The sequence below is a fragment of the Winogradskyella ursingii genome, assembly GCF_013403975.1.
Taxonomy (GTDB): domain Bacteria; phylum Bacteroidota; class Bacteroidia; order Flavobacteriales; family Flavobacteriaceae; genus Winogradskyella; species Winogradskyella ursingii.
On the sequence record NZ_JABFDH010000005.1, the window covers coordinates 249,383 to 276,382 of the forward strand.

Sequence of the window (27,000 nt, forward strand, 5' to 3'; positions counted from 1 at the left end):
ATATTAATGGTCTGCAAAGATACAATTTATGTTGAAGTTTTTACTGTTTTTGGTTGATGCTTACGACTACTTTCTAAAATAATGTAAAATTGAATTCCTATCATTATGGTAGCGATGACCAAATGCAACGGTTGGGTAGAAAACGGGAAGTTAAAGTAGTACATAGCAATGCCTGTGGCAATTTCTAAACCAATACAAATGAGCACTAGTTTGAATTTATTGTAACCAAGATTTAATTTTCTGTTACGATAAAATAACCACAAGTTTATAAGAAGTAGCACGATTGAAAGTGTACGATGCACATAGAATTCCATAGGTGCTATTGCAGTAATATCCCAGTTAAAATAACCATTGAGCTTATTTTGAATATCGACAAATTGCCGTACTTGAGTTCCTAAAATAATTTGAACAAGTGATAGCAAGGTGGCTATAATAATGCCGTTTCTAAATGTTTTATCAAACTTTTGATTTTTAAAACTCGTTTTTGAGGCAAATATGAGATAAAGAATCACTGCCACAATGACCAAAGCCATAACCATATGAATAGTAATTTTGTACGGCGCCAAATTAGAATCGACCACCGTTTTTCCTAACCATGCTTGAAAACCCATTGCTATAACGGTAAAAATTGAAAGTAATAAAAAGCGTTTTCTGTCCTTCCAAAGCCAAATGGACATAATGGTGAATATAAGAATAGGGATGCCAGAAAGTGCGCCCAATAATCTGTTGACATATTCGACCCATGTGTGCAATGGATTGAACTCGGCATAATCATGTGCTGTATAGGGTTCCCAATTATTAATATTGAAATTTTTAGCTGATGTGAAATCTTCTTTTGATACTTGCAATTCTTCATTTACAATAATCACAACTCCCTTTTTATAATCGTGATTTGGTTTAAATTGTAATTCCGAAAGTTCGGTTGGTGGAATATAGTATCCAAAGCATTTTGGCCAATCTGGGCAGCCCATGCCAGATCCTGTCATACGTACCACAGCACCAGCTATGATGACGAGATAAATCATTACCAAAGCTATTTTTACTGTTTTCCTGAATCTTTTTCTCACGCTTTATAATACTTTTTTAAAACAAAGACTGTTATCCATATTTTGGTACTGTCCGTATTTTGGGATGATTTGATAGTTATTTTTTTTATAAAATTCAACAGCTTCTTTCTGCCTAATTCCAGTTTCTAAAATACAGGATTCATACTTTAGTTTTGAAGCCCAATTTTCAAGCTCTTTTAGAATTTTTGAACCTACTGATTTTTTTCTAGCTTCAGGTTTTGTAAACATGCGTTTTATTTCGACTGAATTGTTATCGAAATTTTTAAATGCGCCGCAGCCAACGGGATTTTCATTATCATAAGCTACGACCACATGCTCTAAGTTTTCAATGCCGTTAAACTGATTATAAAATTCATGTTCGTCACCATCCGTGATTTTTAAATAGGTATCCAGCTCACTGATAAGTCGAATAAAATCTTTATTTATAGAATTAGTTCTTACGATTTTTATCATGGTTATTCAGCCACTTTAAGTCCTAACTTTTTCCCTTCCTCTAACATGAGTTGAAAAGCCGCTTCGTGTTCATTAGGAATTTCACCTTCTAAAATGGCCTCTTTAATGGCCTCCTTTATAACACCAATTTCGCGAGAAGGTTTCAAATTGAATGCTTCCATAATTTCCTCACCAGAAATGGGTGGCTGAAAATTCCGAATCTGATCACGTTCTTCAACTTCAACAATTTTATCTCTTACCTTTTGAAAGTTGTTATGATATTTTTTAAATTTCTTTGGATTTTTTGTCGTGATATCTGCCTCGCAAAGCGTCATTAAATCATCCACGTGGTCACCAGCATCAAATACCAAACGGCGCACGGCTGAATCCGTGACATCACTCGCCAAAACAATTGGCCGCGAACTCATTAATACCATCTTTTGAACAAATTTCATTTTGTCATTCAATGGCATTTTCAACCTTTTGAATAATTTGTATACCATTTTACTGCCTACAAATTCGTGAGCATGAAAGGTCCAACCAATTTTTTTATGAAATCTTTTGGTTGGTGCTTTGCCAATGTCATGTAATAAGGCGGCCCAGCGCAACCATAGATTATCGGTGGTTTTAGAGATGTTATCTACAACCTCCAATGTGTGATAGAAGTTATCTTTATGGCGCTGTCCTTCCTTTTCGTCAATGCCTTTTAGAGCTGTAAGTTCTGGTAAAATGTAATCCAATAATCCTGTTTTTTCGAGCAATAAGAATCCGATTGAAGGTGTATCACTTTCAAGGATTTTGTTAAGCTCAACTACGATACGCTCTTTTGTTATGATTTTTATTCGATCCTTATTTTCAGTAATCGCTTTTAAGGATTGTTCTTCTATTTTAAAGTTGAGCTGAGTTGCAAAACGGATGGCACGCATCATGCGCAAAGGGTCATCACTGTAAGTTATATTAGGGTCTAAGGGTGTACGGATAATCCCTTTATCTAAATCCTCAAGTCCATTAAAAGGGTCTAATAATTCACCAAAATCATCATGATTCAAACTTAACGCTAAGGCATTGATGGTAAAATCGCGACGGTTTTGATCGTCTTTAAGCGTACCGTTTTCAACAATTGGATTTCGGCTGTTTTCTGAGTAACTTTCCTTTCTTGCGCCAACAAATTCAATTTCGATATCTTCATATTGGAGCATTGCCGTACCGTAAGTTTTAAAAATCTGCACTTTTGGTTTGCTAGGAATATGTTCTGACACCTTTTTAGCGAGCTCGATACCACTGCCCACGGCAACAATATCAATATCTTTGGCATTCCCTCGTTCTATCAGGTAATCACGTACAAATCCGCCGATGACAAAGGCATCTACGTTTAGTACTTCTGCAGACTTAGAAATTAATTTAAAAACAGGATGTTGTAAAGCGCGTTTATGGTTCATTGACTTAATTTTCGCTTTGCAAAGATACGTCTTGCTGTTTATGTAATAAAATGGTTTTAGATGTTTTGAACATGAAAATTGTGTAGCTATACTAGAAAAGTAATAGATTATTATTTTTGATTTCTAAAAATTGTAATATTGCCGTATGAAAAATTTTGAAATTAAAGATGAATATAGACTCCATCAGGATAAGCTGGATGATTTCATAGCTAATTTTAATACAAAAGGCACTCCATTTGGCAATCAGCAGCGAAATGCACTACGGCTGTTTGAGTTAAATGATTCTATCATCAATATAAAATCCTTTAAAGTTCCCAATATTCTCAACCAAATAGCATACAATTTTTTAAGAAAAAGCAAAGCACAACGTTCATTTGAGTATGCATTAAAATTACAAGAATTGGGTATAGGGACACCAGAACCAATAGCATATTACGAGTTTAAAACACCTGTTTTGTTTAAGCATAGTTACTATGTTTCAAAGCAACTGGATTGTGATTTAACCTATAGGGAACTTACCACGGATTTTAACTACCCAGATTATGAACAGATTCTGCGTGAGTTCACCAAATTTACTTATGAGCTTCATGAAAAAGGTGTTAAATTCTTGGATCATTCTCCGGGAAATACATTGATAAAAAAGACCGCAGATGGTTATGCATTTTTTCTTGTGGATTTGAACCGTATGGAATTTAAACAAATGGATTTTGAAGAACGTATCAAAAATTTTGACCGATTGACCATCCATAAATCCATGGTTGAAATCATGAGTGACGAATATGCTAAACTTTCAGGTGAAGATTACAACAAGATAGTTGATCTTATGTGGAAATCTACTGAGGAATTTCAGCGTAAATACCACAACAAGAAGAAGTTGAAAAAGAAACTGAAATTCTGGAAAAAGAAAAATTAAGTTTGGGACTTATAAATTTCACGCAATTTAGAATACTTTAAGAACGTAATGTTAGCAGTCTGTTTGCAAATGACATACCCATTAAATCCATCCAAAAACCCCAATCTTAAAAAATAGGATTTAAAGAAGGCCCAAGCGGGATTCCAAATGATTTTCCAGATTGGTGCTTTTTTTCCTTTTTTAAAATAGGCTTTAGCTGCAATGGAAGAAAAATACTCTGTTTTTTGGTTGAATTCTGAATAGCTCTGATAGGTTTGGTGCAAAATATCGCCTTTTAAATATCCTGTTTTGGAATTTGAATCATTCAATTTTACATTATCATGAGGGTTGATTCCCGTCCATTTTGCTTTTCGCCTATCAAAAACTCGTAGCTTTTTGTTGGGATACCAATCTGAATGTTTAATCCATTGGCCACAAAAGTTATTTAATCTGTTACAATAATAACCGTCATATTTCCAATTGCTTTTTACGTTGATTATGGATTTTTGTAGTGTTTCAGAAAGTGATTCGTCGCCATCTAATGAAACTATATAATCATGACTGGCCTGCGTTAATGCAAAATTCTTTTGCTCAATGTAGCCAAGAAACTTTTTTTCAATAAACTTTACATTAAAACCCTCACATATTTCTTTTGTCCTATCCGTAGAATAGGAATCTACAACCACTATTTCATCCACAACATCGACCAAGGATTGTAAACAGTTTTCAATATTCCGTTCTTCGTTAAAGGTTATTATTACTCCCGATAGTTTTGGCATTGGTATATTTTTCTGAGCTGTAAAAATAGTATTTTTGTGTTTATGCACTCCTCAATACAAGCATCGGTAATAATTAGTACATACAACAAGCCAGAATACCTGGAGTTGGTTTTGTATAGCTACAGTATTCAGACGAATAAGAATTTTGAAATTATTATAGCGGATGATGGTTCTGATGACCGTACTAAAAATGTTATTGATATTTTTAAGAATAAAACCGATTTTAAAGTTGTACACGTTTGGCAGGTAGACAATGGCTTTGAAAAAACAAAAATATTAAATAAGGCCATTGTAGCTTCAGGCTCAGATTACTTAATATTTACGGATGGAGATTGTATAGCAAGAAAGGATTTTGTAGAAACACATTTAGCGCTTCGTCGTAATAATTGTGCGCTCTCTGGCGGCTATTTTAAGCTTACGGAAAGTGTTTCAAAAAAAATCTCAAAAGACCTTATTTTCAAACAAAAATGTTTTGATAAAATTTGGTTGTTGGAGAATGGACAACCCAAAAGTTTTAAACTCAATAAACTTACTGCATCGAAATTTAAATCGAAGTTTTTGAATACTGTAACACCGACTAAGGCCACATTTGATGGCATGAACGTGTCCTGCTGGAAAATAGACATCCTGGAGGTCAATGGTTTTGATGAGCGCATGTGCTATGGCGGTGAGGATAGGGAAGTGGGTGAGCGCATGATGCACAATGGTGTAAAATTTCTCCAAGTACGTTACAGCTGTATTTGCGTACATTTGTATCATGAAAGGCCATATAAAAATGAAGCTGCCCGATTAGAAAATGAAAAAATTAGACAATCCACAAAAAAGTATAAAACGATAAAAACTCCATTCGGAATCAATTCATAAAATAATGCAGAAACCAGAAATTTCAATAATCATAAGTACCTATAATTCTGAAGCTTGGTTAGAAAAAGTAATGTGGAGTTATGAAGCTCAAAACTTCAAGGATTTTGAAATGATTATTGCAGATGATGGCTCAAAACAGCCTACGTTTGATTTGATTGATAAGATGAAATCATTGATACATTATCCAATACATCATGTGTGGCACGAGGATAACGGTTTTCAAAAATCACAAATTTTGAATAAAGCTATTTTAGCCTGCAATTCAGATTATATTTTAATGAGTGACGGAGATTGCATGGCTCGTGAAGATTATGTGAAAGTCCATATTGAAACCCGTGAAAAAGGGTACTTTTTATCAGGAGGTTATTTTATGCTGCCCATGTCAATTTCTAAAGAAATTACAAAAGAAGATATTTTAACGCAACGTTGTTTTAATGTCAATTGGTTAAAATCACACGGACTCAAATCATCTTTTAAAAACAACAAGCTTACGGCCAGTGGATTTACTGAGAAGTTCTTAAATACAGTTACACCTACCAATGCCAGTTGGAATGGTCATAACTCATCTGGATGGAAAACGGATATTATTGCTGTAAATGGTTTTGATGAACGTATGCAATATGGTGGACAAGATCGTGAATTGGGTGAACGACTTTTTAATTACGGCATAAAATCAAAGCAAATTAGGTACAGTGCGGTCTGCTTGCATTTAGATCACCCTAGAGGCTATAAAACTCAAGACTCCATTGATAAGAATCGAGCCATTAGAGAAACGACTAGAAAAGAAAATTTAAAGTGGACGGATTATGGGATAAAGAAGTAACTCGGAATTGATCTTAGTTTGTTCTGTCTTTAAGCCATTGTAATATATATTCTAATATGTTTGGAGGACATTGGTCCAAACCCTGTAACCCTAAAAACAAATTCCCTTTAGATTTTATATTTAGTTTAAACTTATACCAGAACAATGGCTTTTTATAAGACCTAAAATAGATTAATTGTAAATCGTCTTTTAGAACACAGGTTTTATTTTTAATTTCTAAATGATTAATTAATCCCTGAAATAAAAATTGATGATTACTTCTAAACCGATACTTAATATTATCTATAAATAGATCTTCATTCTCCTGAAAATACTGTTGAAATGTAGTTTTTCTAAAAGGGTGTGGGGTGTGTTTAAAATTGTAGTATTTATTAAAGCCTGCTAACTTCGCAGCTCTTTGTTGGGCAGCTTTATGTCCACTTACCTTTGGTGCTTTTAATTTTTTGTAAAAAATATTTTCTTCAAATTTTAACCATTTACCTCTTAAAACAGGTTGTCCGTTGATGAAAAAGTCAGTAGGTTTTACCTCATTAATTAAGAAAAAATCGTCATTTAGGTAAATAAAATGATCTGCTAAAGCAGGTATTCTAAACATAAAGGATTCTATAGACCGACTGCTGAATGTTGGTAAATATTCTTCATAACCAGAAAATATAGTCTTATGATCTATTATGGTTACATTTTTATAAATATCAACTGCATTGTTATTCTTTAAAAAATCCGGTATTTGTTGATCCGTAATAATAAAAATATTTCTAATAAAGGGGGCAAATTTTAAAATAGAATCTACTGTGTATTTTATTTCGTTAACTTGATCAAAGCGTGTTCTGAACTTTTTTGATTCTATTTTTTTAGTATCTTCTAAATAGGGCAACATTTTTTTTTGATGTTCTTCGTCATTACCATCAACCCAAGATATTACTGCGTCTATAGGTAATTCAGTATCGTGACTTTGTGTTGCTGTCTTTTGCATTGAAGAATATCTGTTTATGTTTTAAAAAAATAATTTAATTGATTTCAGTAATAATATCTTGACTGTCTTTGAGTTTTGGTAACTTAAAATAATCTCCTATTATTCTATTATATTCATCGGGATAAAATTCCCTTCTAGCGTCAGACGGATAAAATGTCATTTCTCCAAAAATCGTTTTTCCGTTTACCGAATAGACGTCCACACGTACAAAAGGTAAATCTTGAGATAACGCTTCTGCTAAAAGCACCATCTCTTTGAGATTACTCGGTTTTTCAATATCAGCCGAAATACTTTTATAGGTAGAACTCTTTCCGAAAGGCAAAAGGTTAAAATCGAGATCAAAACAACCTTGCTTATGGTCATCTTCGCGATCTATATGTACATCAATAAATTTGGGTTTGCCATCAAAGCAATAGAATTTATAATCAACTAAAGTGCTCTTATCGTCTTCCTTTAAAAATTTTTCTATAATTATTTTTGGCTTTACGTCTTTATAGGCCCATTCTTGTCCTCTTCGGTAATATTGATTTTTACCTAACCATTTCTTAAACAATTTTTTTACGTTCTGCTTATTGAGGTTGCTTTTGTCGTTTACAATGAGGTTGTGCCCATTGGTATGGTTAGCTTTTATAACAAACTTGTTGGGTAAACTGTCAAAATCTATATGCTCAGGGTTTTCGTAAACCCCATAAAGCTCATTAAGATACTCTTCGCCAACTTTGTTTTTGACATACGATCTTACTTCGTATTTGTCTACTAGCTGTGTTAATAAATTAGGTCTAAAAAATACTTTATACCATTCTATTTTAGCGTTGAATTCCTTTGGGTTAGCCAAGTTCAATTTTTTGCCAGAAAAATATTCGTAATGGAACTTTACGTACATTTTGGGTGGCAGCCAACGCATTTTTCGTAGCTGTCTTATAAAGAACCGACGTATTTTATCTAGCATTGTATTTAATTTACCAAGATATAACTGAAAGTTATTTTTTTAAAAGGACGTTATTCTAATCTGTACCCAAACCCATCCCTAATATATTGTTTGCAAGGGTTGCATTTACCGCAAGGAGTCTTGTCCGATTTATGGCAGAACCAAGTACTTTCCATTAAATCTATAAAGTTATCGTCTTCGGCAATTTGTTTCATTTCTGGTTTTGAAATTGAAATAAGCGGAAAATTCATGTTTTTAAATAATTGCCTTTTTAAAAAACCTACTTTTTTCGGATTTATTATCCAATTAGCCCCTAATTCGTCATCTTTAATTTCAGTGAGTTGATTTTCGTAAAAAAACCGTTCCCGATCCTCTTTATGCAATGAGATTTCTAAATTGTTATAGTGCTTAGCGAGTGATGCCAACCAGTAATATTGCTTGCCTAAATTCATACTGCGCTTAAGTCTTCTGAAAACGGATTTTAAATAAAAATTTGATGGAATATCTCGCCTTTTAATAATAATTAAAGGTAACAAACCTCCTTTATCTTTTTTAAAACGTAACGGAATTTCCTTAATCAAGCGCTCAGTTGTTTCCAACTCTTTGCTTGCGGATGGCCTATTATGATCAATTACATAAATAGGTTGAATTTTGGCTCCTAGGCGATAAAGCTGAATGACCCTAAATGTGGAGTCCCAACCACCTGTCCACAATACATTTTTTACATCAGCCATTGTTATACTGCTACATCATACTCACGTAAAGCATCATTCAAGGATGTTTTCTTGTCTGTACTTTCCTTTCTCTTACCAATTATTAGCGCACATGGAACTTGGAATTCTCCTGCTTTAAATTTCTTAGTATAACTTCCTGGAATTACGACCGACCGAGCTGGTACAACACCTTTAGTTTCGACAGGTTCATCTCCAGTAACGTCGATAATTTTTGTACTCATGGTTAAAACCACATTAGCTCCAAGAACTGCTTCTTTTTCAACTCTAACACCTTCAACAACTATACATCGACTTCCTATAAAAGCACCATCTTCAATGATCACAGGTGAGGCTTGCAAAGGCTCTAACACACCACCAATCCCGACTCCACCAGAAAGATGCACATTTTTACCAATCTGTGCACAACTACCAACAGTTGCCCAAGTATCTACCATTGTGCCCTCATCGACGTACGCACCAATATTTACATAACTTGGCATCAAAATCACTCCGCTCGATATGTATGCACCGTGCCTAGCCACAGCATGTGGCACAACTCTAATCCCTTTGTGGGCATAATCTCGCTTCAACGGAATTTTATCGTGGTATTCAAAAATACCCACTTCAAAAGTTTCCATTTTTTGTATGGGAAAATATAAAACCACTGCTTTTTTTACCCACTCATTTACTTGCCATCCATCTTTAGTTGGCTCGGCAACTCTAAGAGTGCCTTCATCGATAAGGTCAATCACACTTTTAATGGCATTTATCGTCACTTCATTTTTTAACTGGGAACGGTCTTCCCAAGCATTTTCTATAACAGTTTGCAGTTGTTTCATGTATTTAAATATGTTTAATGACCAAAGATACTTTTATAATAACTGACCCCAAAAAATCTTTTTCAAAAAAAATGTGACTTAGGTAAATCTTTAGTGTCTTATAGGTATTAAATACAAGGAGATAGGTTATTTATAACGTTAAATCCGAAGAATTTAATTGAATAGCTATGATAGAAAACTCTTCACCCCTAATTGAGGGGTTTTCTTGTCTATAGCAATGCCTTAAATGCAAATTATTACAGTATATTTGCGCTCTATGGGACGAATTCTAGCAATAGACTACGGTACAAAGCGCACAGGATTGGCAGTTACCGACGAAATGCAAATTATAGCATCTGGACTTACTACGGTCGAAACTAAAAATCTGCTTGATTATTTGAAAAACTATATATCCAACGAAAAGGTCGAAAAATTCGTTGTGGGTCTACCCAAGCAAATGAACAATACGGCTTCTAAAAGTGAAGTTTACATTCAAAAGTTTTTATTACAATTAGAAAAGGCAATTCCAAGTGTTCCTATTGTTCGCATTGATGAACGTTTTACTTCAAAAATGGCTTTTCAAACGATGATTGACTCTGGTTTAAAAAAGAAACAGCGCCAAAATAAAGCACTTGTTGATGAGATTAGTGCAACCTTAATTTTGCAAAGCTATTTGGCTTCAAATTCTTAAATAAGAATTGTATTTTTGCAACCGAAAACAAAAAAAATATGATTTTACCAATCGTAGCCTATGGCGATGCTGTATTAAAGAAGAAAGCAAAAGAGATCGATAAAGATTATCCAAACTTAGACGAGCTTATTGCTAACATGTATGAAACTATGTATGGCGCTTATGGAGTTGGTCTTGCGGCACCACAGATTGGTTTGCCTATCCGACTTTTTTTAGTGGATACAGAACCTTTTTCTGATGATGAGGATCTATCTGAAAAAGAACGTGAGCAAATGAAAAACTTCAAAAAAACGTTCATTAATGCACAGATATTAGAAGAAACGGGAGATGAATGGGCTTTTAACGAAGGGTGTCTAAGTATCCCAGAAGTGAGAGAAGATGTATTCAGACAGCCAACAATAAAAATTCAATATCAAGATGAAAATTTTGAAACCCACGTTGAAGAGTATGAAGGGTTGATTGCGCGTGTCATTCAGCATGAATATGACCATATCGAAGGCATTTTGTTTACTGACAAACTATCATCTTTTAAGAAGCGTTTAATCAAAGGTAAGCTGACCAATATATCGAAAGGAAAAATTAAAATAGATTACAAAATGCGTTTTCCTGCCATGAGTAGAAAGCGTTAAAAATAAATATATGAGTTTAGATAAAATACTTTCCATTTCAGGAAAACCAGGTTTATACCAAATTGTAACACAGACCAGAACAGGTGCTGTCGTAGAATCTTTAGTGGATAACAAAAGATTGACCGTTGGTGCTCACAGTAATATAAGTGTATTAAGCGAAATTGCTATTTACACACTTACAGAAGAAGTGCCATTGCGTGATGTGCTTAAAAAAATTAAGGACAAGGAAAATGGTGAACAAACATCTATAAGCCATAAAGACAGCAAAATAAAGCTCGAAGAATATTTCTTTGATGTGCTGCCAGATTACGACGAAGACCGTGTGTATGCTTCAGACATAAAAAAAGTGATACAATGGTACAATTTGCTTCAAAAAAACAATATGTTGGATACACTTGAACCTGAAGATGACGAAAAAATTTCGGATGAAGAAGAGTAAAAATGTCCAGTAAGACCAACCAATTAAAAGCTTTTGAACGTTTGCTTATCATCATGGACGAGCTGCGAGAGCAATGTCCATGGGATAAAAAGCAAACAATGGAGTCTTTACGTCATCTTACCATTGAAGAAGTTTACGAACTCGGAGATGCTATTTTGGATAATGATTTGGATGAAGTCAAAAAAGAATTGGGAGACATACTATTGCATATTGTTTTTTATGCTAAAATTGGTAGCGAAACCAATTCTTTTGACATTGCAGATGTCTGTAATAGTATTTCCGATAAATTGATTGACCGTCACCCGCATATCTACGGAGACGTTGAAGTTGAAAATGAAGACGACGTTAAACGCAATTGGGAACAATTAAAACTAAAAGAAGGCAAAAATAGCGTACTCGAAGGAGTTCCAAAAACTTTACCTGCCTTAGTAAAAGCTAGCAGAATACAAGACAAAGTCGCAGGTGTGGGTTTTGACTGGGAACACCCAGAACAAGTATTCGAAAAGGTAGAGGAGGAGATGGCCGAGCTTAAAGCGGAGATCGCAAAGGGTAATAATGATGCCATAGAAAGTGAATTCGGTGATGTGCTATTTTCGATGATTAATTATGCACGTTTCTTAAAAGTGAATCCTGAAAATGCATTGGAGCGCACCAATAAAAAATTCATTAAACGCTTTCAATATCTAGAAAGCAAAGCAAAGGATTTGAATAAATCTCTAAAAGATATGACACTAACAGAAATGGATGTTTTTTGGGAAGAGGCAAAGTTGTTGTAATTTTTTAGCATTCTTATGCAGGCGGAATTCTATTTTTGTACTTAGAAGTAGTTTTTGATTTCTGCCTTCTCAAAAATGAAAGTTGCGATGGTATTACTTAATCATATGAGCCAAAGATTAGGTTCCGCCGTAAAAGTTAAGAAAGTATTAAAATCAAGAAAAAGTCTTATCCAAAACATCCAAACAGAATTTTCGTACGTAAATAGAATATGTAAGAACAAAAAACGTTCTTATATTCTTAGTAGGAGATCTTAATTATTATTTAAGCGGTTGTAATTAAGGTTAATTTAGTTTAGTTAGGGCAAAACCCATCTGTGAATAGCAGATGGGTTTTGATTTTTTGTATGCCTTGATAGGAAATTGTATAATGATTAATTGAAACAATGCTTAATTCTTTTTTTTATCGATATGTCCCTTTTGTTTCCGAAATATATGGCCAATTATTTCTGATAACACTCCTAGTAATGTTGGTCTGCCCGATATGGAATTTTAAGAGTACATCCCACGGAGCTTAGTCAGCTTCTTTTCCCAAGTTTCAAGTTCTTTTTTATGCTTATCTATGTTTTTGTGAACATCTTTTACTAGCGGATTATCAGAATCTACATTTGAGAAAAACTGTAAGTTATTTTCCAATTGATTGATTTCGGACTTCACCTCGTCAATTCTTTTACGTATAAAATTCTGTTCGTTGTCTAATAATCGTGTGTCATCTGGATTTGCCAGGTTTTCAAGCTTGCTTTCAAACTTAACCATTTCTAATTTCGATTTGTCCATGTTAAGTTGGTCAAAAGCATCGTCAATGGCTTTGTAGAATTTACCGTCAATGTAACGCTTGTTTTGCGGCACATACCCAATAGCTTTCCAGTCCTTAATTTTTTCTTGAAGTGTTGCCACATCGGTTTTTGCATCGCCAGAAAGTTCCATAGATTTTAACTCATCCAGCATTTTAGTCTTTTTCTCAAACGCATCGTATAAATGTTGATTTTCAGCTTTGCGTTCAGCATGCATTCTATCAAAATAATGGTTGCAGGCTTTTTTAAACTGTTTCCAAACCTTATCACTATCACGTCTTGGAACATGACCAATCTTTTTCCAATCGCTTTGGATTTTTTTCATCAAAGGAGTGACGGTTTTAAAATCGTCACTGTCTTTATTGTCCTCGGCAATTTTAATCAGTTCTTTCTTTTTCTTGAGATTCTCGTATTGATCTTTCTTTAACTCTTTGTAAAAACTATTTTTTCCACGATTAAATTTTCTGACTGCCTCCTTAAATTTTGCCCAAGTCGCTTCATTAACTTTTAATGGGACTTTGCCAGCGTTGAAAAATGCCTGACGCAACTTTTCAATTTCCTTTATCTTTTTCTGCCATGCACCATGACTATTAGCTTTATCTTCACCAATAGCAATAATATCTGCTATAATCTTTTCTTTTCTTTCAAGATTTTTTTCATAGGCCTTGTCTAAATCGGCATAGTAGGCTTGTCGCTTATCATGAATAGTTTTTGTAGCGTTGCTGAAGCGTTCCCAAATAGCTTCACGATGTTCCTTTGCCACAGGACCTAATTCTTCTTTCCACATTTTATGCAAAACTTGCAACTCTCTAAACGTTCTGTTTACATTATCATCAGCAGCAAGTTCTTCTGCTCGCTCTATGATTTTAAGTTTTTGCTCATAATTGTGCTTAAAATCCATGTCTCTTAAATCGTTATTGAGATGTAAGAAATCATAAAAACGCTCAACATGATGGTGATAGGTATTCCAGGCATTATTATACTTATCGCGCGGAATTGGCCCTGCATTTCGCCATTTTTCTTGAAGCTCCTTAAAGTTTTTATAGGTGGTGCCCATGTTTTCCTCAACACTGAGCAAACCTTTTATGTCTTCAATAATCTGTAATCTGTTTTCAAGATTCTGTTTAAGATTTTGTTCTCTTTCCTTATAATAAGAACTTATGGATTTTTTGTATTCTTTATAAAGCGTGTTGAATTGTTTTTTGGTGTCATTAGTGTAGTAAAAATCAATTTCATTGCCACCATCGTTCACAAACTCTTCTTTCTTTTCCTCTAGAAGTTCTCCAAATTTCGCATTGAATTCAGCTTTAATTTCATTGACATGTTTTGAAACGGTTTGAATTTTATGCTTTTTGAGAAGTTGATCCAATTCTTTTACTAATTGGTCCATTGTCATGGCATGATAATCCTTGTCTTCTAAATTGTGTCGTTCGGCGTTGGTTTCATCTTCCGCATCTTCGGCATTTTCGGCATCAATTTCATCGACGTGTGAATCTTTCGAACTTGACTCTCTCTCGCTTTTTGAATCTTCTTTGGTTTTAGTCGTTTCGGCTGAATCTTCATTATTCACGTCAGCATCCACTTTAGTTTCCGCCTTTTCAACCTTGTCTTCTGGCTTATCGATTTTAGTTTCGGCTTCAACTTCATTAATTTGAGCCTTAGAACTATCTTCAATTGTTTCGGTCGTTTCTGGTTTTGGAGTAGTTTCTTGTGGTTCTACTTCTTTTTTTCCATCTGCATCTTGCAGGTTATCATTCTCAGACATGTGTCGTTATTTTGTTTAGAACGTTAAAGATAGTAACAAGTGCGTGAAATGCAAAGGAATTGCATCTAATGCTCTTATTAGGATTTATTCCAAATTTCCCAGGATTTCTCGGCTTGCAACTTTAACATTTTAGCACCGTTTATAATCGAAGCACCTTTCGATTTGCCATACTGAAGAAATTTTGTTTCTGCCGGATTATAAATTAAATCGTAAAGAATATGCTTGTCGGTTATCCCTTCATAAGGAATATCAAGACAAGACTCAATATTAGGGAACGTCCCAATGGGAGTACAGTTAATGATAATTTGATGCGCTCTGATAATTTCATTGCTTAAATCTGAATATATAAATTTTACTCCTTTTTTTTCTGATCGTGATACGTAGCTGAACTTAATTTTTAGCTTTTTGAGAGCGTGCGCAATGGCTTTTGATGCTCCGCCAGTACCTAAAATAAGCGCTTTCTCGTGATGGTTTTTAAGGTGAGGAACTAATGAATTTTTAAAACCATAGTAATCTGTATTATAGCCTATTAGCTTGTTTTCATCTGTAATTTTAATAGTATTTACGGCACCTATTGCGTTTGCTTTTTTATTCAAGCCATCCAGTAACGGTATCACAGCTTCTTTAAATGGAATTGTAACGTTCAACCCTTTAAGATTTGAAGTTGATTTTATGATAGGGATTAATTCTTCTATTGATTGAAGATCGAAATTTTCGTAAGTATGCGGTAGCTTTTCAATTTTAAATTTTTCAGCAAAATAGCCTCTAGAAAATGAATAGGAAATATCTTTTCCTACAAGTCCGAATTTATATTTAGATTTTTTTTGTTCTGTTGCCATACCATTCTAATCCTAAAACAATGAGGATTCCCAAGGCAATATAAACAATTGCAATAAAAGTCTGGGTGTTCAATTCGGGTAAAAACCGTTCGTAGTTTTCAATGATTTCTTTCCCAGTGGAGTCTAAAATAAAAGCACCTTCGGAATTGGTTTTGTAGATTGTTTCTTTCCACGGCCAAACCACTCCTAAAGACCCAATGATAAACCCTGTTATTGTTGCTAAAGTGATCGATTTATAATGCTTTAAAATATAATTAAGTATATGGGAAAAAGTAACTAATCCTGTTACAGAACCTAATGTGAATACAGCTAAAACCTTTAAAAGTCGAAGTCTAGCTTCATTTTGAATAAATTCAAAATTACCGCTTATAATATCGAACATAGTATCATAAAGGGCATTGACAGAATCTACTAAAAGTAGTACGTAGTTACCCAATAAGATTAAAATAAATGAACCTGAAAATCCAGGAAGTGTCATGCCCGAAACACTGATAATGCCACAGAAAAACACAAAAAATAAGTTGTCATTTTCGGTAGCAGGATCTAAAAAACTGATACTTACACCCAAAGCTGTACCCAGTATGAGGGCAATAACCATTTTTTTGTTCCAATCTTGAAAATCTTTGCTGATGTAATATATGGAACCGAGAATCATTCCAAAAAATAAACTCCACACATAAAGTTGATAATGGTCTAAGAAGTAATCCAGTACTTTTGAAACACTAAAATAACTCACAACCATCCCTAAAAACAGTAATCCCAAAAACTTTCCGTTGATATAGCGATAAAAACTTTTGAATCTGCCACTAATGAGCAATAGAAATGCTTTTTTATTGACGCGCTGCAACGAATAGATAAATTCTTCATAAAAACCTGCAACAAAAGCAACCACACCACCAGAAACACCAGGAACTTTATTGGCAGCGCCCATAGCCAAACCTTTAATGATCAAGAAGAATCGATCTGTAAAAGTTCGCGTATTCTGCATTACACTTTATTTTTCTTGTTTCCCAAACTTTCTAGTGTAAGAATAGCTGCAAAGCCGATTACCATAAAAACAATGGCCATAAGAACCTTGCTATCACCATTATATGCTGATGGTAGTATACTCGCATCGAGCAATGTGACTTCAATACCTTCGGAGTTGATTCTGGTTTTAACAATTTCTTTCCATGGCCAGATTTTGTTTAATGAACCAATCATGAATCCTGTGAGAATAGCCAAAGTCAAATTTTTATGATGTTTAAACATCCAATTTAATGCCTTAGAAAAGACTTTTAAGCCAATGATTGCGCCAATACCTAATAAAACAAATTTTAATAGTGCATCTTTAAACAGCTCCATATTACCATTTAGCAATCCATCACGTAAATTATTAATAGTATCAATTGCGGTCTGGTAAGCGCCTAAAATTAATAAGATAAATGCACCAGATACTCCAGGTAAAATCATTGCAATTATGGCAATAAAACCACAGAATAATAAATACAACGGACTATCAGGTGATGCAAATGGTTCTGCTAATGTGATGTAATAAGAAAGTATAGAGGTAACTGCTATGGCTATTATTATTTTGGCAGACCATTGGTTAATTTGTTTTCCAATATATAGGATACTTGCTAATACCAACCCAAAAAAGAATGACCAAAGCAAAATTGGTTCGTTGAGTAATAACCATTTAATAATTTTTGCTAGAGATAGAATACTAATTGCCACACCAGAAAATAGTGCCAATAAAAAGGTGCCGTTTATGGATTTCCACGCAGCTTTAAATCCTTGTTGTTTCCAAACTTTGAAAAAGCCCAAATCAATTTTGTCAATGCTCTCAATAAGTTCTTCGTAAATACCAGAAATAAACGCAATAGTACCACCAGAAACACCAGGAACTACATCTGCAGCGCCCATAGCGATGCCCTTAAAAGTAACGACTAAATAGTCTATAAAACGTCTTTGCATTTTTTAATAAAATAAGAAAGCTAAGGTATGGATTTTTTTAGTTGGATGCCTTTTTCGTATCCGAAATTATAGCTCTAACCATTGGTTTATTGTCCAGTTTTGGGAACAGTTCTGGTACAATGAAATTATAGTCCTTATTTAAGCGCATAGCGTTTTTGAGATGAAAGCGGCCTTCGTCTGTTTGATGTGTAGTAAAATATAGTCCTCCAAGTCTGTATTCTATTTCCGCATTTTCCGGATAAAATTCAGAAGCTTGGATTAGATTATAAATAGCACCCTCATATTCTCCCAAAGCAATTAAAATATCTGCTCGGCAAATCCAGGTATCTAATTCATAATTACCTAACTCTATTGTTCTTTTGTAACCTCTTTCTGCCTCTTCTAAGAAATTAAGGCGTTTGTTAACTGTAGCGTAAAGTTTCCAGTATAATACATTGTCACCATCAATATTTACGGCTCTTTTGATGTAATAAAGTGCCTTTTGATAATTGAGGTGTTTCATATAAAACTTTGTAATTGCTATCCAGCCTTTATCTAAAAGAGGATCTTCTTCAACTGTTTTTGTAAAGAATTGAATGGCTAAATCATCCTGACCTAGTTTAGAATAGCAGTGTCCCATACGCAATAGTGCGAAAGAAGTTGGGTCTTCTAAGGCCAAAGTCACTTTGTAGTTTTCGATGGCCTCTTCGTAATTTTTCACTTTCTCAAGTACCTTTCCTTTCTCAATATATGCACCCACAAAAGTATCGTCCGAAATTATAGCAAAATCAAACGATGCATTGGCTTTGCCGTATTCCTTAATTGCAAAATACTGTCTTCCCAATTGATGCCACGCCACCTCACAGTAAGGATTTTTATCCAAAAAATTATTTAAATATTCAATGGCTTCTTCATTTTTATTTAGAAAGTCATAGCAATACACGATGTTATGTAATGCAGAATAATCTGTAGTATCTGTTTCTAAACATTTTTTGAAATAAATGATAGCGTTTTCAAACTGATCCAAAAACAAATATTCCATCCCAATTAACGCATACAAATCTCCATCATCTTGTGGAGTAGTAGATAAGTCTAGAGCAATTAGAAGTGTATCTATTGCTTTTTGGTGTTCATCTTGTTTAGATAATACATTGGCTTTTTGAATATATATTTCCTCATTCAGCGGTTCCAAATTGTGAAGCATTTCTAATATGTCGTTGGCTTCTGGAAATTTATTTTCAATCACTAATATTTCAACTTGAAACAATCTTAAATTAATTGAAGTGGGATGTTGTTCCAGTCCAAGTTTAATTGCACGTTTTGCTAGTGCAATTTTACCATTTTCAAGATAGTGGTGAATGATATTTTCGAATTCATTTGAATCAAAAAACAAAATATCATTTGTTTTAAGCATGGATTCAAATCGGGTAAGCGGAAAATTTTCGTCGTCGTGACTATATTGCATAAGCGGTTTAATATTTCACTGAAATAAAATTAAGGTTATCAAGTAGACTTTAGGAAATTTCCGCTTAATGTTTTTAACAAAATAGTTAACATTAGAGTTTTAGTTGAAGTATTGATTTTTAAACCTTAATATTCAGTAAGTTGTTTTTAAATAATAATTATTGAATTTGATCCAAAACAGAAGTTATCATCCGGCAACCTTTTATCAATTCTTCAATCGAAATGGTTAATGGAGGTGTAATACGGATAGCCTTGGGCTCAAAAAGTAACCAAAATAAAATGAGTCCTTCGTCTTGGCATTTTAAAATTACTTGATTGACAATTTCGGAATTTTCAAGAATTATGGCCAACATCAATCCACGGCCTCTAATTGCTTTTATATGTTTGTGTTGAAGATGTTCGCGGATTAATTTTTCTTTTTCCAATGCTTCAGACATTAGATCAGATTCCGTTATTTCTTTCAAAGTTGCTAATGCAGCGGCAGCGATTACGGGATTACCTCCAAACGTAGTTATGTGCCCAAGTTTTGGATTATCCGACAAATGAGCCATCATCTCATTAGAAGCTGTAAATGCACCAATAGGTAATCCGCCTCCTAATCCCTTACCGGTAACTAATATATCTGGTTGGCAATTATAATTTTCAAATCCGAACAATTTTCCGGTCCTACCCATTCCTGGCTGAATTTCATCTAGAATAAAAACAGCTCCAACCTCTGTGCATCGTTCTTGAACTTTACGTAGATAATTTTCTTTAGGTTCAATGAAACCTGCACCACCTTGTATAGTTTCTAAAATTACTCCAGCTGTCTCTTGGGTGATCTGTTTCAGGCAAAACTCACAATTAAAACTAATGTGTTTAATGTCCGGAATTAATGGTAAAAAAGGTTGTTTTCGTTCTGCATAATCCATCAAGCTCAGTGAGCCCATCGTATTACCATGATAGGCATTTTTTGCAGCGATAATTTCACTGCGTCCAGTATAGCGTCTGGCTAATTTCATACTTCCTTCAATCGCTTCGGTGCCTGAGTTGACCAAATAAGTGGTGTCCAAAGGTTGCGGTAAATGTTTGGCTAATAATTTGGATAACTCTACAGCTGGTTTTTGGGCGTATTCTCCATAAACCATGACATGTAGATATTTATCTAACTGATTTTTTACAGCATTAACAATTTTTGGGTGGCAATGGCCTAAGCTGTTAGCAGAAACACCAGCCACGAAATCGAGGTATGCTTTACCGTTAGTGTCAAAAATATAAGAACCTTTGGCATGACTCACTTCCATTGCCAGTGGATGTGGTGTGGTCTGCGCTTGATATTTTAAAAAATCATCTCGCATACAAAAATTATTGATCCGATTTTTTCTTTAATGCAGAATTATTACCAGATTTAGCTTTTGGGACTGCTTGAAGAGGTGGAATACTGTCTTTTTTAGGGATGTTCCGCGCAGCTTTATTTGGCTTTTGTGTGGTTGAATCTTTTGCTTTTTCCACTCTTTCAATTAAGTCTTTATTCACAAATTCCTCGGGCGGCACATAATCTTCTAGACCTTTTATAACTGGCAATACTAATGGTGGATCGTCTTTAAATAAATCTTCAACAGAAAGCGGTCGCTCTTCTTCGCGCCAATCAAAACCTCTAAAACGCTTGGCGCTTTTTGGAAACTCTGATTCTGGCAACAACTCACCATCTATTTGATTGATCAATGCCAAGCGTTGTATGGCTTTATCTTTTAGTTTAATATTCAAACTTCCCGATTTCGACTTATTAATACCTGCCAACTCACCTTTTTCATTTCTAGAATAATAAATGACTTCGGCATTTTTGTCCACATCTACATTGTATAGTTCATTATCCTTGAATAACCCTATTAGTATCTTGCCTTTAATCTGGTTGTAATTATCCACACCTAGAGTATCCTTGCCAATTAAAAAGGCATTGTTGAACATTTTGAGTGAATCCAGTTTTTCAGTTTCGACGTTTGAAATGAGATGAATTGTATCTCCTGTCATTTGATTACCTATATTCCAAAGTATCGGTTTTCTTGCTGTTGCAAAGGCATCAGTGGAACTGAATCGAGAAAGGTTAATCAGCTGAGTTAATCCCGTCTTGTGGTCCACATGGATGGAATCTGATTTTCCGGCTAAATCACTTTTATAAAGCTTTACATTATAATATGCTCTTGTAATTCTATGGTCTGGTTTCCCTGTAACCATCAGCGTATCGGCATGGATATAAACCGAATCTTGTTCCTGCACGGTAATACCCAATGCACGTTTGGTAATAAAAACTGAATCTTTTTCACGCCAAACTTCGGCATAATGTCCTCTAACCACACTTTTATTTATGGTGTCGGTAATTGTAATATTGTTGGTAGCTGATGCAAAACTTCGGTTGCGGTCAAAATAGAGGCTGTCGCCTTCAACTGTTCGGTTATCATAATCAATCCTTGCATTTCGTTGAAAATGGCCTATATCATTATTGGTATCGTAAAAACCACGCTCTGTGTAGACTGTGCTGGTTTCTCCCACAATAGTCGAAGGACCAAAAAGATAAGCATAACCAGTTTCTGTGAAGAAGTCGAGCCGATCTGTATTTAACGTGTATTCCGGATTTACCAGTACCACATCTTTAATAAACTGATACTTTTTGGCGTTCATATAATAACGACCTATCTGGCTAGTAATGGTTCCCGATGAATCCCTAACTACTTTTCCTCTGGTTTGATAATATGCTAATTGTCTTTGCCTATCGAAATGAAGTGTGTCGGTTGTTAAAGTTGATTTTGGTTCGGTCAAAACTACATCTCCACTTGCAAAAGCCAACTGTGTTTTGCCACTATATTCAACATACTTAGCAGTCATGTTAATAGTATCTCCCTGCTTCATTACCACGTTGCTGAAGGCTTCAATAAAATCTTCATTTTCATAATAAATGGCTTTGTCGCACCAAACGTTGGCACCCTCATGAATAAAATGGACTTGTTGAGATTTATCTCTTAAAAATACTTGAGCACCTTCTTCTATTTCAGGGTCAGTGAAAAGTGTACCAGCATATTCAATGGTAATTTTTTGCTTCTGGGCAGAAACTAAAGTTATATTCAACAAAAAGAAGAATAAGAGGATATATTTAAAACTATTGAATGTCATACGCAGTTTACAAAATAACACTTAGCAGATGGCTTTATTATCAGTATGCCCTTTTTTTAACAAAAGTATATAAAATTAGAGGTGATAACCCAATCCTATTTTAATAACATTAACGTTAGTATTGTAACTAACGTCAGGTACATTATCCTCAACATTAATTTTTACAAAATCGTATCGTGCTTGGATAAATAATTTGTTGGTGATATCATAAGCTAATCCGAAATTGATATTGAATCCAGATTGGTCTAAGGTCTCATCTTCATTTGGACTAGCATTGAAAGTCCTATTGTATTGAGGTTTGAAGATCAATACACTATAACCAATACCTGCAGATGGATGTAGTTTTGCTAATGCAGCTAAATTTAACTCTGCGAAAATTCTGGGTTGAACCGTATACAAATTAACATCAATAGGTTGAACACGGTCTTCTTTTGAGTTTTTTAAATATCCAGCGTTTATGGATGCGCCTAAATTGGCTACTTTTAAATCAGCAAAACGATATTTTAGTCCGAGGTCAACAACACCATTATAATTTTGTTCTACAAAATTATCACCGAATGTTATAGGGTAGCTCACTTCTATATTGAATTTCGAATTCTGTGCACATGCACTAAAAACTATTAGACCAAACAGTAGGCACAGATTCTGTCGCATGTATTAGAAGTTAAACCGTCTTTCTTATAATAGTCTGCTTTCTATCTGGGCCAACAGAAACTATAGTAATTGGGATATTTAGCTCGTTTTCTAAATATTCAACATAAGCATTCAAATTATCAGGTAATTCTGAGGCTTCTGTCATGCCAGTTAAATCTGCTGCCCAACCTTTTAATTCTGTATAAATAGGTGTAACGTTTTCAGGTTCAATATTATATGGTAAATGAGTGATTTCTTCGCCTTTATATTTGTAAGCTGTACAAACTTTCAATGTTTTAAATCCAGAAAGTACATCACCTTTCATCATAATTAGTTGCGTGACACCATTGACCTGACATGCATAACGAAGAGCTACTAAATCTAACCAGCCACAACGTCTTGGTCGACCAGTGGTTGCGCCAAATTCGTTGCCAACTTTGGCCATAGTTTCACCATCTTTGTCAAATAATTCTGTTGGAAAAGGACCGGAGCCAACACGTGTCGTATATGCTTTGAAAATTCCAAATACTTCACCGATTTGGTTTGGTGCTACACCCAAACCAGTACATGCACCTGCTGCTGTAGTATTTGACGAGGTTACGAATGGGTACGTTCCAAAATCAATATCCAATAGTGAGCCTTGTGCACCTTCTGCTAAAATTGACTTTCCGGAAGCCTGAGCTTGGTGTATGAATTCTTCAGAATCAATGAATTTTAAACTTTTTAGAGTCTCTATAGCATTGAAAAAATCCGTTTCCAATTCCTTAAGATCATATTGAATATCCACATCGTAAAAAGCAATCATGGCTTCGTGCTTGTCTGCCAAGGTTCTGTACTTGTCTTTCCAATCCGCTAATTCAATATCGCCAACTCTTATTCCATTTCGTCCAGTTTTGTCCATATAAGTTGGGCCAATTCCTTTTAAAGTCGAGCCTATTTTTGCTTTTCCTTTTGAAGCTTCACTTGCAGCATCCAATAAGCGATGTGTAGGTAAAATAATATGTGCCTTGCGCGAGATGCAGAGGGACTTTTTATAATTAACATTTTGCTCATCGAGTTTATCAAGTTCTTTTTTGAAAATGACAGGGTCTATTACCACACCATTTCCCACAAGATTTACTGTATCATCATGAAATATACCTGATGGAATGGTGTGCAACACATGCTTTCTACCGTTAAAAACTAGGGTGTGTCCTGCATTTGGTCCACCTTGAAAGCGTGCTATAATATCGTATTTAGAAGTGAAAACGTCAACAATTTTTCCTTTGCCTTCGTCTCCCCATTGTAATCCAAGTAGTAAATCTACTGCCATTTTAAATAAGTGAGTTAGTCGTTTGTTTTACGTTTACCGTAAAAATATAATGAGTGGTTAGTAATTTGAATGTCAAAAACCTCTTCGATGGTTTTTTTAATTGATTGAATGCGTGGATCACAGAATTCTATAACTTCACCTGTATCCGTAAGAATCACGTGGTCGTGTTGTTTATCGAAATATGATTTTTCATAATGTGCTTGATTTTGCCCGAATTGATGTTTGCGTACCAAGGCACATTCCAACAGTAATTCTATTGTATTATATAGCGTTGCACGACTTACGCGATAGTTCTTGTTTTTCATTTTGATGTAAAGTGACTCTATATCAAAATGTTCTTCGCTATCATAAATTTCTTGAAGTATAGCATAGCGTTCAGGTGTTTTTCTATGACCTTTGTCTTCAAGGAATTGGGTAAACACACGTTTTACTATTTCCTGATTACTTTCTTCTGTGGTTGCATTCATAAGTAAGTTGCAAATTTACCAAATATTATAGGATAATAATTATAAAAAAAGGCTTAAAAGTTGAAAGAAATGAACAAGTTTTCAAGAGTCTCAATAAGTGTGAGTCATAATTAAATTCTCGCAACTTTATCTATTCCGTTTATTTTTTTGAGCTTATCGACAATCTTTTTTAACATGGTTTGGTTTTTCACTTCAACTGTTATCTTACCAGAGAATACACCATCATCACTAGAAAAACTGATACTTTTCATGTTAACGTGCATTGTTTGCGAAATCAATTTTGTAATGTCATTGACCAAACCAAGATTGTCTATTCCTGATAGTGAAATTTGTGAAGTATAAACCTGCTGGGTTGAATCTATCCATTTTGCAGGCATAATTCTATAGGCGTAGTTAGATTGCAGACTCAACGCGTTCGGACAATTCTTTTTGTGCACCTTAATACCATCGTTAATTGTTACAAATCCAAAAACTTTGTCCCCTGGAATTGGGTTACAGCAATTGGCAAGTGTATAATTTAAATGTTCTTCCTCTTTGCCAAAGACCAGCATATCGTACTTAGAGGTTATTTCCTCTTTATCAATATTTTTAGGTGTATCTGGCTTCCTGATTTTGTTTTTAATGTAAGACATAAACGCGTTGCTTCGGGAAGAAGCAAATGCCTTGAGCTTTGTATTGTCTATTGAGCCAATGCCAACTCTGTAAAACAAATCCAAAGAAGTGCTCAGCTTAAAATAATTGACAAGTTCGTTGATTGATTTTTCATTCAACGTAATTTTGAGCTGTTTGAGTTTTCGTCTAAGAATTTCCTTGCCTTCTTCGGCAATTTCTTTGGTATGAGCGTTTAGTGCAGATTTAATTTTGCTACGTGCTCGAGCTGTTGTGGCATAATCCAGCCAGTTGACGTTAGGTTTTGCATTTTCTGCCGTGAGGATTTCTACCCGATCGCCACTTTCTAGTTCGTGACTTAAAGGCACCAGTTTTCCGTTGACTTTTGCTCCTCGGGTTTTCATGCCAACTTCAGTATGAATGCTGAAGGCGAAGTCCAGAGGTGTGGCTCCCTTTGGAAGCGATTTTAAATCACCTTTGGGTGAAAACACAAAAATTTCCTTAGAATATAGGTTGAGTTTAAACTGCTCTACAAAATCTACCGCATCTGCTTCGTTGTTTTCCAAAGCTTCTTGCAGTCGATTGATCCAAAGGTCTAAACTGTCATCCTTATCATCTTTATTCTTGTATTTGTAATGTGCGGCATAGCCTTTTTCTGCAATCTCATTCATGCGTTCACTACGTATTTGGACTTCTACCCAACGACTTTTTGGTCCGACAACAGTAATGTGCAAAGCTTCATATCCTGTAGATTTTGGTGACGAAATCCAATCCCTTAGTCTTACAGGATTGGGCGTAAAATGGTCTGTAACAACCGAATATATTTTCCAAGCTAGAAATTTTTCGTTTTCTAAATCAGACTTATAGACAATTCTTACAGCGAATTTGTCATAAACTTCATCAAAAGAAACCCCTTGTTTTACCATTTTTCTACGAATACTAAAAATGGATTTTGGACGACCTTTAATTTCGTAATTGAGCCCTTCTTTGTTTAGGGAATCCTCAATTACTTTTGAGAATGCTTTGATGTACGCGTCCTGATCTTCCTTACTTTCTTTTAGCCTCGTCAGAATATCGTCATAAACTTCGGGCTCTGTATATTTGAGGCCAAGATCCTCGAGTTCTGTTTTAATATTATAAAGCCCAATTCTGTGCGCTAGTGGAGCATATATGTATAAAGTTTCAGAGGCAATTTTGACTTGTTTATCTGGACGCATAGCATCCATCGTCTGCATATTGTGCAGTCGGTCTGCTATTTTAATTATAATTACCCGGACATCCTCATTGAGGGTAAGTAGCATTTTACGGAAGTTTTCCGCTTGTAACGAGACATCATCCATATCCTTTTTTAAGGAAGAAATTTTGGTAAGACCATCTACAATTCGAGCTACCGTATCACCAAATAATTGCTCTATATCGGCTAAGGTGTAATTTGGATTGTCCTCAACCACATCATGAAGCAAGGCAGCGGCAATGCTAGTGGCATCCATGCCAATTTCTTTGGCAACAATTCTAGCAACTGCAATTGGGTGAAAAATATAGGCTTCACCAGACTTTCGTCGCTGGTCTTTGTGTGCATCGACGGCTACCTCAAACGCATGACGGATTAATTTCTTATCGTCTTTGGTTAGGGTCAGGTAACTTACTTTGAGTAGTTCTTTGTAAGCTTTTGCAATGGCTGCGTTCTCTATTTCTATCGCCTCGGCTGTCATAGAACTAAAGTAATAAAAGGAAAGTTAATTGGCAATGGTTTTTGAGTTTTGAAGAAAAATAAG

General features: G+C 34.8%; 26 protein-coding genes. 7 read left to right on the top strand and 19 right to left on the bottom strand.

The window, feature by feature from the left end; all coding sequences use genetic code 11:
- Positions 1–26: 26 nt before the first annotated feature.
- From HM983_RS13925 to HM983_RS13935, 3 genes are read right to left on the bottom strand one after another with little or no spacing between them, the layout of a single operon-like run.
- Positions 27–1,067 carry a COX15/CtaA family protein gene (locus HM983_RS13925; RefSeq protein ID WP_179346340.1) on the bottom strand — a complete coding sequence of 347 codons (1,041 nt, stop codon included), beginning with the start codon at positions 1,065–1,067 and terminating at the stop codon, positions 27–29.
- 3 nt (positions 1,068–1,070) lie between these two features.
- Entirely contained in the window at positions 1,071–1,520 is a 450-nt protein-coding gene (locus HM983_RS13930; protein ID WP_179346341.1) for a GNAT family N-acetyltransferase, read from the bottom strand.
- A 2-nt stretch (positions 1,521–1,522) separates the two neighbouring features.
- Positions 1,523–2,938, bottom strand: a complete 1,416-nt coding sequence (locus HM983_RS13935; RefSeq protein WP_179346342.1) for a CCA tRNA nucleotidyltransferase — start codon at positions 2,936–2,938, stop codon at positions 1,523–1,525.
- A 145-nt stretch (positions 2,939–3,083) separates the two neighbouring features.
- Here HM983_RS13935 and HM983_RS13940 point away from each other — a divergent pair, with 145 nt between their 5' ends.
- Positions 3,084–3,851 carry a lipopolysaccharide kinase InaA family protein gene (locus HM983_RS13940; protein ID WP_179346343.1) on the top strand — a complete coding sequence of 256 codons (768 nt, stop codon included), beginning with the start codon at positions 3,084–3,086 and terminating at the stop codon, positions 3,849–3,851.
- Here HM983_RS13940 and HM983_RS13945 read toward each other — a convergent pair.
- Positions 3,848–4,609: a glycosyltransferase family 2 protein gene (locus tag HM983_RS13945; RefSeq protein WP_179346344.1), complete on the bottom strand. Its 762-nt coding sequence runs from the start codon at positions 4,607–4,609 to the stop codon at positions 3,848–3,850. The two genes, HM983_RS13940 and HM983_RS13945, sit on opposite strands and share 4 nt — an antisense overlap.
- Positions 4,610–4,651: 42 nt before the next feature.
- Here HM983_RS13945 and HM983_RS13950 point away from each other — a divergent pair, with 42 nt between their 5' ends.
- Positions 4,652–5,473, top strand: coding sequence for a glycosyltransferase family 2 protein (locus tag HM983_RS13950; protein WP_179346345.1), 822 nt, complete (start codon positions 4,652–4,654; stop codon positions 5,471–5,473).
- Positions 5,474–5,477: 4 nt separating this feature from the next.
- A complete protein-coding gene (locus HM983_RS13955; RefSeq protein ID WP_179346346.1) occupies positions 5,478–6,296 on the top strand; it encodes a glycosyltransferase family 2 protein in 819 nt (272 codons plus the stop codon).
- Between the two features lie 13 nt (positions 6,297–6,309).
- On the opposite strand, the gene HM983_RS13960 is transcribed toward HM983_RS13955, so the two are convergent.
- Genes HM983_RS13960 through HM983_RS13975 form a run of 4 tightly spaced genes read right to left on the bottom strand, consistent with a single transcriptional unit; the run spans position 6,310 to position 9,749 of the window.
- Entirely contained in the window at positions 6,310–7,269 is a 960-nt protein-coding gene (locus tag HM983_RS13960; RefSeq protein WP_179346347.1) for a stealth family protein, read from the bottom strand.
- 34 nt (positions 7,270–7,303) lie between these two features.
- Positions 7,304–8,218: an ATP-grasp fold amidoligase family protein gene (locus HM983_RS13965; RefSeq protein WP_246277523.1), complete on the bottom strand. Its 915-nt coding sequence runs from the start codon at positions 8,216–8,218 to the stop codon at positions 7,304–7,306.
- Positions 8,219–8,268: 50 nt separating this feature from the next.
- Positions 8,269–8,931 carry a 7-cyano-7-deazaguanine synthase gene (locus tag HM983_RS13970; protein ID WP_179346348.1) on the bottom strand — a complete coding sequence of 221 codons (663 nt, stop codon included), beginning with the start codon at positions 8,929–8,931 and terminating at the stop codon, positions 8,269–8,271.
- A gap of 2 nt (positions 8,932–8,933) precedes the next feature.
- Complete coding sequence (locus HM983_RS13975) at positions 8,934–9,749, bottom strand: 2,3,4,5-tetrahydropyridine-2,6-dicarboxylate N-succinyltransferase (protein WP_179346349.1); 816 nt, start codon at positions 9,747–9,749, stop codon at positions 8,934–8,936.
- Positions 9,750–10,005: 256 nt separating this feature from the next.
- On the opposite strand from HM983_RS13975, the gene ruvX reads away from it, so the two are divergent.
- The 4 genes from ruvX to mazG are packed head-to-tail and all read left to right on the top strand — an operon-like array spanning position 10,006 to position 12,263.
- Complete coding sequence (ruvX, locus tag HM983_RS13980; protein ID WP_179346350.1) at positions 10,006–10,419, top strand: Holliday junction resolvase RuvX; 414 nt, start codon at positions 10,006–10,008, stop codon at positions 10,417–10,419.
- A gap of 38 nt (positions 10,420–10,457) precedes the next feature.
- On the top strand, positions 10,458–11,048 hold the full coding sequence (gene def / locus HM983_RS13985; RefSeq protein ID WP_179346351.1) for a peptide deformylase: 591 nt from the start codon (positions 10,458–10,460) through the stop codon (positions 11,046–11,048).
- 10 nt (positions 11,049–11,058) lie between these two features.
- Positions 11,059–11,487, top strand: a complete 429-nt coding sequence (locus HM983_RS13990; protein WP_179346352.1) for a DUF5606 family protein — start codon at positions 11,059–11,061, stop codon at positions 11,485–11,487.
- A 2-nt stretch (positions 11,488–11,489) separates the two neighbouring features.
- A complete protein-coding gene (gene mazG / locus HM983_RS13995) occupies positions 11,490–12,263 on the top strand; it encodes a nucleoside triphosphate pyrophosphohydrolase (RefSeq protein ID WP_179346353.1) in 774 nt (257 codons plus the stop codon).
- Positions 12,264–12,752: 489 nt separating this feature from the next.
- On the opposite strand, the gene HM983_RS14000 is transcribed toward mazG, so the two are convergent.
- From HM983_RS14000 to HM983_RS14050, 11 genes are all read right to left on the bottom strand, one after another.
- Positions 12,753–14,819, bottom strand: a complete 2,067-nt coding sequence (locus HM983_RS14000) for a DUF349 domain-containing protein (protein WP_179346354.1) — start codon at positions 14,817–14,819, stop codon at positions 12,753–12,755.
- Between the two features lie 77 nt (positions 14,820–14,896).
- Positions 14,897–15,658, bottom strand: a complete 762-nt coding sequence (locus tag HM983_RS14005; RefSeq protein WP_179346355.1) for a shikimate dehydrogenase family protein — start codon at positions 15,656–15,658, stop codon at positions 14,897–14,899.
- Positions 15,633–16,646 (bottom strand): DUF368 domain-containing protein, encoded by a 1,014-nt coding sequence (locus HM983_RS14010; protein WP_179346356.1) that lies wholly within the window; start codon positions 16,644–16,646, stop codon positions 15,633–15,635. The genes HM983_RS14005 and HM983_RS14010 overlap by 26 nt, the downstream gene beginning before the upstream one ends.
- The gene (locus HM983_RS14015; RefSeq protein WP_179346357.1) at positions 16,646–17,614 is read right to left on the bottom strand and encodes a DUF368 domain-containing protein; all 969 of its coding nucleotides are present in this window, start codon (positions 17,612–17,614) and stop codon (positions 16,646–16,648) included. The genes HM983_RS14010 and HM983_RS14015 overlap by 1 nt, the downstream gene beginning before the upstream one ends.
- Positions 17,615–17,651: 37 nt before the next feature.
- The gene (locus HM983_RS14020; RefSeq protein WP_179346358.1) at positions 17,652–19,058 is read right to left on the bottom strand and encodes a tetratricopeptide repeat protein; all 1,407 of its coding nucleotides are present in this window, start codon (positions 19,056–19,058) and stop codon (positions 17,652–17,654) included.
- A gap of 157 nt (positions 19,059–19,215) precedes the next feature.
- Complete coding sequence (locus HM983_RS14025; RefSeq protein ID WP_179346359.1) at positions 19,216–20,394, bottom strand: aspartate aminotransferase family protein; 1,179 nt, start codon at positions 20,392–20,394, stop codon at positions 19,216–19,218.
- A gap of 7 nt (positions 20,395–20,401) precedes the next feature.
- Complete coding sequence (locus HM983_RS14030; protein ID WP_179346360.1) at positions 20,402–22,204, bottom strand: OstA-like protein; 1,803 nt, start codon at positions 22,202–22,204, stop codon at positions 20,402–20,404.
- A gap of 75 nt (positions 22,205–22,279) precedes the next feature.
- Positions 22,280–22,858, bottom strand: coding sequence for an outer membrane protein (locus tag HM983_RS14035; protein ID WP_179346361.1), 579 nt, complete (start codon positions 22,856–22,858; stop codon positions 22,280–22,282).
- Positions 22,859–22,868: 10 nt separating this feature from the next.
- The gene (locus HM983_RS14040) at positions 22,869–24,149 is read right to left on the bottom strand and encodes an adenylosuccinate synthase (protein WP_179346362.1); all 1,281 of its coding nucleotides are present in this window, start codon (positions 24,147–24,149) and stop codon (positions 22,869–22,871) included.
- A 14-nt stretch (positions 24,150–24,163) separates the two neighbouring features.
- Positions 24,164–24,616, bottom strand: a complete 453-nt coding sequence (locus HM983_RS14045) for a Fur family transcriptional regulator (protein WP_179346363.1) — start codon at positions 24,614–24,616, stop codon at positions 24,164–24,166.
- Between the two features lie 110 nt (positions 24,617–24,726).
- On the bottom strand, positions 24,727–26,937 hold the full coding sequence (locus HM983_RS14050) for a RelA/SpoT family protein (RefSeq protein ID WP_179346364.1): 2,211 nt from the start codon (positions 26,935–26,937) through the stop codon (positions 24,727–24,729).
- Between the last annotated feature and the right edge of the window lie 63 nt (positions 26,938–27,000).